A 13249-nucleotide genomic window follows, 5' to 3' on the forward strand; every position below is an offset into this window, starting at 1 on the left:
GCTTCCCCTGGAGGGCGCGCTGGTGCCTGAAGGGGGGGGAGGGGAGGAGGTCATGAAGCGGGTATCTGCCTGACTGGAGTGAGGTCTGGCGTCACGATAGGAATCTCCATCATTCCGGAATAGTGACGGGTGTCATTACCCAGACATGACAAATGTCATATGCATGGCCGCCACAGCATAATTAATGTAAAAAATATTCTGAATATCAGGAAAATACCGTCATAAAGAAAATTTTTATGCTTTATTTTATATAAATTAACATACGAAATGAAAAATAAGTTTCATAAATACATTTTATGACGGATTTATTTCGATATATATTTGTTTTATTAGATGAATTACAGATTCATATTACGAAAAACGGTATCCGGACATGGCCCTGCGTCCAGATCTGTCCGGGGAGGAAATGACTGAATTGCATATTTATTATTCAGTGAAGTGACTATTTTTTGTGCAATTTATAGTTTCGGTTTTACGGTTTCCGGAGGGTTCAATTTTCCATTTGCATAAAAAGCAACATCGTGTTGTCTGCATTCCCGATTGGAAACCGCTTACATGCATGGCATATCATTGAACCATCACAACATTCTGGAAAACCGGATACCCGATGTCTCTGTTTTCGTCACGTGGCTCCCGATATCGTTTCTGCGGCATGCTTATGGCACTGGCCTGTAGCGTGCCCGTCTGTTCCGGGCTTGCGGCCGAAAACCGCAAGGTCATCATTGATGATGACGACAGCCTGTCGTTAGCGGAGGCAACCCTGCTGAAGGCGCCGGGGGTGGATGTTCTGGGGATTACCGTCGCAAGCGGCAACCGCTGGCGCGATGATGAAATCAACCGCATGCTGCGCGGGCTGGAAATCCTGCACCGGACTGACGTGCCGGTGGTGCCGGGGGCGATTTATCCGCTGATTAATTCGGAAAAGCTGACGGAAAAGTGGGAAGGCCTGTACGGCCGCCTGATCTGGAAAGGGGCGTGGATGAAGCAGTGGGTGGAACCCACGAACCAGCCCGACCCGAATTACCATGCGCCCGATTTCGTGCCGACACCGGCGGACGGCAATGCAACGACAAAGCCGGCAAAGGAAATCGCGGCCAACTTCCTGATCCGCATGGTTCATGCCTATCCGGGGCAGGTCACGATCCTGGCGGCGGGCGCCATGACCAATCTGGCGCTGGCTGAACGGCTGGATCCGGAATTCGCGTCACTGGCCAAGGAGCTGGTGTACATGGGGGGCAGCCTGAACCCGCACCAGCAGCTTTCTACCGTGGCCGCCGGGCAGTACGCGCGTGAATTTGTCAACTCCCCACGACGCGAATTCAACCTGCGCTTCGATCCGGAAGCCGCCAGCATTGTCATGCATGCCCCGTGGCACAAGATCACCATGGTGCCATCTGATCCCGCCACGGCAACGGAACTCAGCGCAGATTTCCTGCATCGCATCGCATCACGCAATGCCGATATCAGCAAACTTGTCGCACACTGGCAGCCCGGTTCCCCCATGTGGGACGAAATCGCGGCGACCGTCTGGCTCAACCCGCAGATCGTGACGAAGTCCACCCAGTTGTATGTGGATATCAACACGCAGTTTGGCGCAGGATATGGGGATACGCTGTCCTGGTCGCCCGGCTATCAGCCGGATCTGGATGAGCAGAAGGAAACTGTTGTGGAAACCATAAACCCGACGACACTGCTGGCGACGATGGAACAGGTTCTTGCCCGTCCATAAACCATAGCCGCGACGGGAAGCGTGTCAAAAAGATCACAACACACCTCCCGTTTCCTGCTTTTCATCATTTGATACAAATTCCATCCATAACCAGAATATATATACAAAATATATTGTTGTGGATGTGTAATTACAGAAACGATCCATCTGTTTTCGTAATGAATAGAATATAGACCGACTGTTTGTTATTCCTTTGCATAGCGAAATCTTTGTGGCTTGCGTTACAAATTTACAACAATAAAGATTTTGATAAAAATTTCCTGCCTTATTCTAATTTTTCTCTTTATTTTAATAAAACCTGCATTTAATGATCGTAAAAGATGGAAAAGTTCATTTTTTACTTTCCATTTGTGTTTGAACTTGATGGTCTGGACATCAAGGACGGTTTGCACGAAAATGCAACACATGGTTCACGCGAACGGGCAGGGGGCGTGAATATCCGAATGCTTATCAAGCCAGGGTATCTGGTCGGTTTTCCGGGGGGAGAAGTTACTTACATGCGACGTTATATTCATCGGAACAAGGCGCTGTTTACCATGTCGTGCCTGGTCACGACGTTCCTGACGACTGTCGGGCCCGTTTCCAAATCCATGGCAGCCACGGACAGCACCACGCAGCCCGTGAAGGGACATGTGGCCACCCGTCATGCCGCCAGCCATACGACGGGCAAGGCCGCTGCGTCCACGCCGGCAAAGCCCCAGGCCGTTGCCGCCCGTGCGACGCCGGAAGTGATCCATGTTGGCACCAGCCGCAGCGCGCGTGACGGCGGCGGCGGCATGATGCGCCTGGAAACCGCGCCGCATACCGTGCAGAGCATCGGCAAGCAGTTCATTGACATGAAAAGCCCCACCAGCACGGCGCTTGACCTGATCAAGACGCTGCCCAGCGTCAGCGTTTCCACGCCCGACACGTCAGGCATGCAGGGCGGCAGCATCATCAGCCGAAGCCTGACCGACGCCGATATGGGCCTGCTGGTTGATGGCGCGCCCGCCGCCAGCGCCAGCTACATGGCTGAAGACGTGGATTCCGAAGATCTGGAAGCCGTGAACGTCACGCCCGGCAGTTCAGCAATCGACATTCCCACCACATCCGCCGCCGCGGGCGTGATGGATGAGCGGACCCATACGCCGGGCCACAAATTCGGCGGCCTGATGGATTTCTCATACGGCACGAACAACATGTCGCGTGAATTCATCCGTCTGGAATCCGGTGACATTGGCAAGACCGGCATCCGTTCGTATTTCTCGTTCTCCAACACGCATGCACGTTCGTGGATGGGTGCCGGCATCAACAGCCGCAAGCACATCGACTTCGGGCTGCAGAAAGACTGGCAGAACGGTTCTTTCGCGAAGTTCTTCATCTCCTGGAACTATGAAGATTTCACGATCGACAATTATTCCAATGCTGCCGAATTCTATCAGTACAAGCACACGGGGCAGGGCTTTGGTCGTAGCGCTGATCCATCCAGCAACAACTACTGGGGCAATAATATTGACCACTGGAACCAGATCTTCCTGACGGCTCCGGTCCATATTGTCCTGCCTGCCAAGTTCAAGTTCGATATTACCCCGTACTTCAACTTCGGTCAGGGCTGGGATGGCGAACCCGGCGGGACGGCCACGGATGGTAAGTACACATACGCCAACGGAACAGCCGTTCCCGGCGGCACGAACCTGACCAGCTACTTTCTCGAAGATTACGCCATGCAGGTTGGTGTCACGACCAAGCTTGGCTATGACATTGACAGCCATAACCATGCCTATGTCGGCTACTGGTACCAAAATCAGGACTACCTGACGCACTTCCCCGTCAGCGCGCAGATGGCCAACGGCTTCAACCCAAGCCCGAACAATGCTGCCTATCAGCTGTACGCCAATGGTTCACGCTCATTCTCCGGTAATGACGCCGGGTTTGAAGTCCACTCCATCTTCATTGGCGATAGTGCCAAATACCTGCATGACAGGCTGACGATTGATGCCGGCTTCAAGTATGTCATGACCAATTACTGGTACAAGTCATATGGCTCCACCGGGGCGCTGAGCGGCCAGTATGGTGAAAACAGCACGACACCGCTGCCGCACCTGTCCATTGGCTATACCTTTAACGATCACCACCAGATCTATGTGAATGCCGAGGGCGACTTCCGCCAGCCTTCACCCAGCGCCATCGCCAATAGCGGGGCTGCAGGCGGTCTGCCCAAGAACCAGTATTCCATCAAGGAAGAACTGGGCTACCGTTACCATGACAAGTACATCATTGTTGACCTGTCCCTGTTCAACTACAACATCACCAACCGTCTGCTCAGCACCTATATCGGTGGCGGCCAGTCGGGCGTGGTGAACGCAGGTAACCAGACGGCGCGCGGCTTTGATGCCATGATCTCGACCCGTCCGTTCCATGGTTTCAGTCCCTATGCTTCGGTTGAGTACCTCAACGCGCGCATGGACTCCAACATTGCGGCCCTGGCAGCAGATGGCACGACCAAAAGCTACTTCGCCACGGCGGGGCACCAGGCACCGCAGGCGCCGCATGTCATGGCCAATTTCGGCCTGACCTACCAGAAATATGGCTTCTTCGGTAACGCGACGCTGCACTATACCGGCCCGCAATCCGTAACCCTTGCGGGCGATGAGCGGATCCCCGGCTATGTCACGGATACGCTGTCGCTTGGCTATCACTTCAAGCCGTTCATGTATGCAAAGTCGCCTACCTTCCGCCTCAACTTCACCAACCTGACGGGGGCCATCGTGCGTACCGGTGTCAGGGGTATCGGGACCAGCAACGGCCAGGTCCGCCTGATGAACGGCATGTTGTCCTCTACCTCCGCCGCCGGTGGGGCAAGCTTCTATGTCGAACCCCGCTTCAGCATGACGGGAACAGTTTCCACGTCGTTCTGATCAACAGAATATAGCGTTTAATATGAATACGACCCTCTGTTCAGGAGGGTCGTATTTTTTTGTGAAATACAATCTGGCTTCTACTGTGCCAATATTCCTGATGGCTGGAGATTGAAAAACATGGCAAGATTATCAGTAGTATCCTCTTTTCTGGTGGCATCCTCGCTATTTGTCGCATGTCATCCGGCTGCTGCGTCTTCTTCCGAAGACAGGACAGCGCGTATTTTCACACAGGTACAGCACAATCATTCCATGCTTGAAGTATTCATGCATGACTTCCCGAAGGGGGCCGACCTGCATAATCATCTGGTCGGTGCGATCTATGCCGAAAATACCATGCGCTGGGCGGCACAGGACGGTCTGTGCGTAGATATGGATCATAAGGCCATAAAGCCCGCCCACTGCGCGCAGGACAGGGGCCAGATGCGCAATGCCGCCACGGTGGAAGCAGACAGTTCTACGGAAAACAGCATGGTTGACTCCCTGTCCATGCGGAATTTCCATCCGTCCCAGAACGTCACATCGGGCCATGACCAGTTCTTCAGCACCTTTTCCCGGTTCATCGCGGGCATGGGGGTAACGCATGAGGGCGCGATGCTGGCTGAAGCGGTCACACGGGCAGCGGACGACCATACGACCTATCTGGAACTCATGATTTCACCCGACATTGAGGCGCTGATCCGCCGTGGCCTGAAGCACCCGCTGCAGGGCGAGGATTTCGCGGCGGCGCAGGCGTCCTATTCGCCCGCGGAAACGCAGGACTTCATTACGCAGGCCCGGCAGGATACCGACCGCATGGAAGCCGACATGCGCACCCTGCTGCGCTGCGATACGCTGCAGGCGGCACCGGGCTGCCGGGTGCGGGTACGTTATTTGTACGCAACATTACGCACGTTTACCCCGGCCGCCGTCTTTTCACAGATTTCGGGTGCCTATGCACTGGTCAAGGCTGATCCGCGCTTTGTCGGGATCAATATCGTCGCGCCGGAAGATGACCGGGTGGCCATGCGCGATTATGACCTGCATATGCGCATGTTCCATTACATGTCGGGACTTGATCCGCAGGTCAACCTGAGCCTCCATGCGGGCGAACTGGCTGAGGGGCTGGTGCCACCGGAAGGACTGTGGAACCACATAACGAACGCGGTGAACATTGCCGGCGCGCGCCGTATCGGTCATGGCGTGGACATGGCCTATGAACAGAATGCCAGTGCGACACTGGCCGAAATGGCGCGGCGGCATGTCATGGTTGAAATCAACCAGACCAGTAATGACCAGATCCTTGGGGTGCGGGGGAATGCACATCCGTTCCAGCTTTATCGGGCAGCGGGCGTTCCCGTCGCATTTTCCACCGATGACGAAGGGGTGGAACGGATCAACCTGACGCATGAATACGTGCGCGCGGCGGAGACATGGCCGCTGACCTATGGTGAATTCAAGGATCTTTCACGTACTGGTCTGGAATATTCCTTCCTGCCCGGCACCAGCCTGTGGGCGCAGACTGCGCCGTTCCGTCCGGTTCACGCCTGTGCCCATGCCGACATGAAGTCGAAGCAGGTCACGGCATCCTGCTCCACCTTCCTGCAGAACAGTGAAAAGGCGCAGGCACAGTGGGCGCTGGAGAAGAATTTTGTGGAATTTGAAGAAAACGTAAATAAAAATACCCTGTTCAGGAAGAAATGATCCATTCATAATTCCTGAGTGGATACTGATCCATTTCCACATGGCGCCCTGATCCGCATGGATACGTATCGGGACGGGGTGCCCCCCTTATTTCTACATCAATACGGGCGGCAGGGCAGGGTGGTTGTCACCTGTTCCCCGCTCAAAAGATGACTGTCAGGCAGGATAACATCATGACGGATCTGTTTTCGCGGCGTCATTTCCTGGCAGCGACAGGTGGAATGCTGGCGGCCGGTGCCATCCGGCCTGCGCCCCTTCTGGCGGCATCCGCTTCCGCCCCGCGCAAGGTCATTGTGGATGCCGATATTGGCGTAGATGATACCATGGCCCTGCTGCTGGTGCATTTTGCCCCGGAAGTGGACATTGTTGGCATCACGACGGTCAACGGGAATGGCACGCTGGACAATACAACGCGCAATGCCCTGCTCCTGTCGGAAAAGTTCGGGATACAGGCGCCTGTCGCAAAAGGTGCCGGGGTTTCACTCGACAATCGCACCGATACGGCACCAGCCTTCATCCACGGCGATAACGCCATGGGCAATATCGTGCTGCCCAGCCACATCAACCGCACGGTGGACGCACGCCCTGCGTGGCAGATGATCGTGGATATGGTTCATGCCCACCCACATGAAATCACGATCCTTGGACTGGGCAGGCTGACCAACCTTGCGCTGGCCCTGCGGCATGATCCGACCATTGCTACCCTGACGAGGGAAGTGATCGTGATGGGCGGTGGCTTTGGCCTGCATGGTGATCTGGGAAATGTCACGCCTGCGGCGGAAGCCAATTTCAAGGGCGATCCCATGGCTGCGGACATGGTATGCGGCGCATCATGGCCCATGACGATCGTGGGCGTGGATGTCACGTTCCAGACCACCATGACGGACGCCTACCTGCAGGATATCCGCGATCAGGGCGGTCCGGCCAGCAGGTTGATATGGGACGTTACGCGTTTTTACATGGCATTCCACAGGCAGCGGCTTGGGCTGGATGCCATGTATGTCAATGATGCCTCGGCCAGTGCCTATCTGCTCAGGCCGGACCTGTTCAAAACCCGCAGGGGGGCGGTCCGCGTCGTATGCGGCGGGGTGGCGGATGGAGAGTCCATCCAGAAACCCGCAGGCAAACGCTTCCCACCCGGTGCATGGGATAACCGCCCGGAACAGGTCATCTGTACCGATGTAGATTCAGATGGCGTGCGCAACCTGTTTGCCCGGGTCCTGCGCGGGCATTAGGATGCTGTCTGAAAAAAGCTTCACCAAAAACTTTCAGTCGATTTGATTGCATAATCGTTACGATGTGCAATGCTGGCCATTCCGGCACCATCCGGTCAGTCATGGCCGGAAACCTGTCTGAACCCATAATTCCATGCATGGCGGGAGAATAGAACACACATGACCGGCATTAATGGCGAACGTCTGTCCAAGACTGTCATGGTTGCGGCCTTTGGCTGCTTTGGCCTGATCGTTATGTTCAATAACGTTACCGATTATGATTCCAACTACCAGTTCGTGCGTCATGTCCTCAGCATGGACACGACATTTCCCCATAATCAGCTTATGTGGCGCGCCATCACCATACCGGTCATCTGGCACCTTGGTTACGGCATGATCATTGCGTGCGAGGGGATAACAGGCATGCTGTTCATGCTGGCGGCCGCCAGCATGGCACGTGCGTTACGCAGCGATCCAGCCACCTTCCGTACCGCTACGCGCCTGGTACCGTGGGGGACGATGGTGGGCTTTCTGGTCTGGTTTTTCGGGTTTACCGTCGTGGGGGGTGAATGGTTTGCCATGTGGCAATCCCATTTATGGAATGGACAGCAACCCGCCTTCCAGTTCATCAGCATGATGATCCTTATGTGCATCTATGTGCGCAAGAAAGAAGACGTGCCGAACTGACCGCCCTGATAACAGTCCATGATACTGGAAACATACCAATATCCCCAGACACGTAAGATCAAGGCAAATCCCTGAGAAACCATATGAAAACAACCCGTTAAAAAATAGAAGTTTTTGGGTGTCGCCTTTCTTCAAAAGGCGACGTCTTCCAAAGCGTTCTGAATGATTGCCGGATATTTTTTGGACAGGCTTTTCAATCAGCCTTTAAAGCAGATCCCGACCTGATCCTGTCGCGCGGGGCATTGGGCACTGCAGCCCAGCAGGCCCCAGGCAAAGCGACACGACCATCGCCCTACAAAAAAGATCGGCAGGTCAATGAATGACCTGCCGATCCTGTATATCCGGCCCGCTTGCGGACCGTCTGACTGGTCCGCACGGAACGAGACAGTCGATCAGAAACCGCTGCTCATTGAGAAAATGGCCGAGAAGGGGGATGCGATGGTATAGGTTGGCGCATAACCCTTGACGCTCTGCCCATTCATTGCAGTTGCATAATTTGCATTGCTTTCTACACCCGAAGCATAGTTCAGGTAATGGTTGTTCGTAATGTTTGACAGGTTGAGCTTGATGGTCGGGCTTTTGAACAGGCCCCAGCTTTTGAATCGGTACCCAACCCCGATATTCATCCGGACATAAGCCGGCACGGCCTGATCATCCATGAATGTGGAATACTGCTTGGCCACGTATTTCAGGCTGAAATTACCGAATATACCGCCGTTGTCATAATCAAGGCCAAATCCAAACTGGTAACGCGGGGTCTGGGGCGCGAACTTGCCCTTTGTCGGCAGAAGCGCATCGACACCGCTGGCCGAAGCAGCAAGGTTACTGTCCGTCCGTGCATCGATATATTCGGCCGAGAAATATGGACGGATGTTATAAATCGGTCGCGTGCCAATTTCGAAATCAACACCGTTGGTCGTCTCGCCACCGCCGTTGATGCTGGTCGAATAATAGTCGCTCGGGTTATTTGGATCGGTAATGGTCTGTGAAAACAGTCGGTTGGTGAAATTATAATGGAAATACGTCACTGACGTATTGATCAGCTTGCCCTGATACCGCCAGCCGAATTCTTCTGAAATGGATATTTCGGGATTAAGGCCCGTCGCAGCATGGTTGCTATAACCGCTGCCAGCGTAATACGCACCAGAATCATAAAGAGACGAGTTCATGGGCACACGGTAATTGGTCGCCACCGAGAAGAAGAGCTGGTTCTTGTTATCGACCTTGTAACGGAACGCCATCGTGGGCAGTGCTTCACGATATGTCTGGTTAATAATCGGCCCCGTTGACGTATCGGGCAGGTAATTGCGACCATCACGCGTAATGATGGAATATTTCAGCCCGGCGTCAATGGTCAGGCGGTTATGGAACAGGGAAATGCTGTCACCAATAAAGGGCGTGTTGATAATCGTGCGCGTCAGCGTGTCACGGTACTGCGCGACCTGCCCGTTTGCAAGGATCAGGTTCTCCCCCGTACCCCATTCGCTTTCGGGCGAACCATCGGCACCGACCAGGCTGTACGGTGCCGTCTGGCGCTGATAGGAATATTCAAACCAGTAGCCGATCATCAGGCGGTTGATGCCCGATGTCCAGGTCCACTTCGTAACCGCGCCGGGACGGTACGTGCGGGTAATGGAAGGGTTATACAGCAGCGTATTGCCGTAATTCTTGCCACCGATCGTGCCCGACATGGTCTGGGAACCATACGACATGGCGTTCATGTTTTCCCAGTAGGCCCCACCGCCATTGCCGAAACCATACCAGAAATACGGGGTTTCGGTCAGTGTCATGTGATGCCCCAGATTGAACCGGGACGGGGCGCTGATATAAATATTGGTAAAGGGATTTGGATGCAGCTTGTAGTAATTTGTATTTGCCTTGGTATTACCCGTATAGATCGAGTCATACACGGTGTTGGGCGTGCTGCCGGATACGGGCCCCCCCATCGTCCCGATGCCATACTGGTTCCACGACGCCATGGTGGTGGTGGGCGTGCCATAGTTGTTCAGCTGGTTGCCAACAACCACGAACGAAACACGGTTGTCCTTGCCCCATTCCTTGACGACCTTCATTTCGCCATGGATCTTGCTTTCATTCCCCGGGCCACGCCATTCGTCTTCATGCGTATCCGAGAACGAGAAATAGGCACGCGTTCCCGAATTCCCCATAAGACCCGTATCGAACCGCGCAAACCCGCGGACCGTATTGAATGAACCATAGGTGAAATCCGCACGACCACCCATTTTTTCTTTCGGGTCGATCATGTACATGTTGACCACGCCGCCTGATGCGCTGACGGTGGGACTGTCGAGGTCAGCCGAACCCTGCGCCACCTGGATGGAGGACAGGTTTTCGGAATCAACGATTTCCTGCGGATAGACGGCATAACTGCCGATATCGTTCAGCGGGAACCCTTCGAGGGTGTATCCCATCGAACTTTCGTTCATGCCACGAACCGATGTATGGCCACCCGTCAGGCCCATCGGGTCGGAATCCGTGGCGTTGACACCCGGCAGCAGCGCGATCAGCTGCATGGGATTGAGGCCCGGCGTCTGTTTTTCAATATAATCGCGCGTGACGGTCGATTTGGACTTGGGCGCATCTTCCTTGACCATCAGACCACCGCCAATGGCCCTGCGGGTGACGCCATCCGTATAGTGATGTCCCAGCACCACCATTTTTTCGTCAGTTGGTGCGGTCTGTCCAATCATGGAGGGGCGATTGCCAACATTCACATCAGCAGTATTACTGCTGTCTGTGTTTACTGCTGTTTTCTGTGTACCATTCTTTTCGGAAACCCTGGACGAGGACACGACATCACTCTGGGCGAATGCACTTGATATCCACAAGGTCGAACAGACCAGTGCCAGCTTGATATTGCATTTCGCCAGAGATGGCCGATGCGTTCTGTTACGTAGAAAAAGTTTCGACATTATTCCACACCAGCATTTTGTGTTTACCGCAAAATTCAATCGCCAACGTTGTGTATTACGAAAGCCAGAAAAGTTTTGTGAATGTATCTTTAAGATTCATTCTGAACTCGATACGTCTTGCGCACAAAGTCAGCAGAAACCGGCTTTCCTGAAGAATATCATGACAATGATTACGAACAGATCTGACAATCTTTACCCGTTCTCATGTTATGACAGGGTATTGCACTCCCGGCCCGATCTCAAGAAAAATGTGTCGGAATTTTAACCCCCTCCGAAACATTCCTTTATGTATATGGAAATTTCCGAAAGGATATGCCGTAAAGCACTCTATTCATTGACCTTAAATCCAATGATTCACGGCACATGAAATTAATGCGCGTTACAGAAAACATTTTTTTTCATTCTTTCTTTCCATCTGACACAGAATTTTGACTACGGTGATGAGTGTTTACTATTTATCAACACTGCGTTTCCTAACCTGCACGACAGGTATGGACTGCCTGTATCCACACCATCATGACATGCCGAAGCAGGAAAGTCGGCCACCAGTCCGTCTTTCACACTACGTTCCTTTTAAGAAACAAATATGGATTCATACCGCGCAATCCATATGACGATAATATTACGTTCCATATTGCATGTAATAATCATTTCCATAACCGGACCGACGCTGTGCGCATCCGTTCAGGAATGACTGTAGATCATGTGCGGGACATGGACATGTCCGGCACGTAAGTGCGGGCGACCAGCCCCATCCCGCATTGCGGTTATCTGGCGCCATACGCTGCCGGGTGCGCCTGTCGGGCTGCATGATCAGTCAGCGGGGCCCGACCGGGGCCGCTATATAATAATACGTACCGTCACACCCGCCGCACACCGGAATATCGGCCGGTCCGCCATGGCATGTCGTATATCGTCGGACGGGCAGGGGCGTGCGGCATCCTGCCGTAACAATCCGGGGAAGGGGGCGTTCCGCTGCATGACCGCACCCCTTCTGACATCGATCTGCGGCCCATGGGCCTGTATGATGCGGAGGGTATGGATACCGGAGAAACTGGTTCATGGACTATTTTACCGCCCTGCGCGTTTTCCTGCGCGCAAGTCAGGTCAGGAGCTTTTCCGGCGTTGCGGCTGAACTGGGCATGGAAGTCTCCACGGTGTCCCGCCATATCAGCCGCCTTGAAGCCGATCTGGCCGTTGCACTGTTCAACCGGACGACACGCGGGCTGCATCTGACCGAGGCCGGTGGCCTGCTACAGGCACGGGCCAGCCGGATCATGGCTGACCTTGACCACGCCAGGGAGGAGGTGACGCTGCATAATGCCTCCCCCCGGGGGCTGCTGCGCATCAATGTTCCCGGCTGCTTCGGACGTCGCCATGTCATGCCCCACATGGCAGCATTCCTGGCGGATTTTCCGGATATTCGCGCCGATGTGACACTGACGGACGCGACGGTTGACCTGATCGAAAGCGGCACGGATGTCGCCATCCGTATTGGCGCGCTGCCTGATTCCACCCTTGTCGCGCGCCGTCTGGCCACGCAGTCGCACATGGTCGTGGGCACGCCGGCATATATCGCACGCGCGGGCCAGCCGGAAACACCGGATGACCTGCGCGCGCATGGCTGCCTGCTGTTTACCCTTCATGGCGGCAGCACGTGGTATTACCGACCCGGCGACGGAACAGATGCGCCATTTGAAAAACTGCCTGTCACGGGCCTGCTGAAGGCCAATGACTCCGAAGCCCTGCTTGACGCGACGCTGCAGGGCATCGGCCTTGCCCTGCTTCCCGACTGGCTGACCGGGCCGTACCTGCGGCAGGGGCGGCTGGTGCGCGTGCTGGCCGATTTCGAATGGGCCCTTGCCCCGGGCACGGAGCGGGCGATATGGGCGGTCTACCCACCAAAGAAAGTCGTAGCCCCGAAAGTAAGAAGCTTCATCAACTTCATGGGCCGACGCTTCAGGGACCTACTGTATCGGGACCAGTCGTGACGGGGCGGACTGCGCATGGCAATTGCCGCAAAAGTCCTTTGCCGCCACGCACGTAGCGCGATCGGCAACAGCCGGGCTATGGAAACGTCATATCACCCTGTTCGACTTTTCCGAA

Annotated in this window: 7 protein-coding genes; 6 read left to right on the forward strand and 1 reads right to left on the reverse strand. The window is 54.6% G+C overall.

Annotated elements, in window-relative coordinates; genetic code table 11:
- Positions 1-607 precede the first annotated feature (607 nt).
- The 5 genes from B7449_RS00100 to B7449_RS00120 all read left to right on the forward strand — a co-directional run bounded on the left by B7449_RS00100 (position 608) and on the right by B7449_RS00120 (position 8210).
- Positions 608-1729 (forward strand): nucleoside hydrolase, encoded by a 1122-nt coding sequence (locus B7449_RS00100; protein ID WP_082084699.1) that lies wholly within the window; start codon positions 608-610, stop codon positions 1727-1729.
- 497 nt (positions 1730-2226) lie between these two features.
- Positions 2227-4626 carry a TonB-dependent receptor gene (locus B7449_RS00105; protein WP_048883088.1) on the forward strand — a complete coding sequence of 800 codons (2400 nt, stop codon included), beginning with the start codon at positions 2227-2229 and terminating at the stop codon, positions 4624-4626.
- A gap of 252 nt (positions 4627-4878) precedes the next feature.
- Positions 4879-6309, forward strand: a complete 1431-nt coding sequence (locus B7449_RS00110; protein ID WP_082084700.1) for an adenosine deaminase family protein — start codon at positions 4879-4881, stop codon at positions 6307-6309.
- Positions 6310-6482: 173 nt separating this feature from the next.
- Complete coding sequence (locus B7449_RS00115) at positions 6483-7544, forward strand: nucleoside hydrolase (protein ID WP_039733123.1); 1062 nt, start codon at positions 6483-6485, stop codon at positions 7542-7544.
- A gap of 159 nt (positions 7545-7703) precedes the next feature.
- Positions 7704-8210, forward strand: coding sequence for a DUF2165 family protein (locus tag B7449_RS00120; protein WP_039733116.1), 507 nt, complete (start codon positions 7704-7706; stop codon positions 8208-8210).
- A gap of 392 nt (positions 8211-8602) precedes the next feature.
- Here B7449_RS00120 and B7449_RS00125 read toward each other — a convergent pair whose 3' ends face one another.
- Entirely contained in the window at positions 8603-10921 is a 2319-nt protein-coding gene (locus tag B7449_RS00125; protein ID WP_141654837.1) for a TonB-dependent receptor, read from the reverse strand.
- Positions 10922-12204: 1283 nt separating this feature from the next.
- Here B7449_RS00125 and B7449_RS00130 point away from each other — a divergent pair.
- Positions 12205-13134, forward strand: coding sequence for a LysR family transcriptional regulator (locus B7449_RS00130; RefSeq protein ID WP_039733118.1), 930 nt, complete (start codon positions 12205-12207; stop codon positions 13132-13134).
- The last annotated feature ends 115 nt before the right edge of the window (positions 13135-13249 follow it).

Source organism: Komagataeibacter intermedius TF2 (assembly GCF_000964425.1).
GTDB classification, from domain to species: Bacteria; Pseudomonadota; Alphaproteobacteria; order Acetobacterales; family Acetobacteraceae; genus Komagataeibacter; species Komagataeibacter intermedius.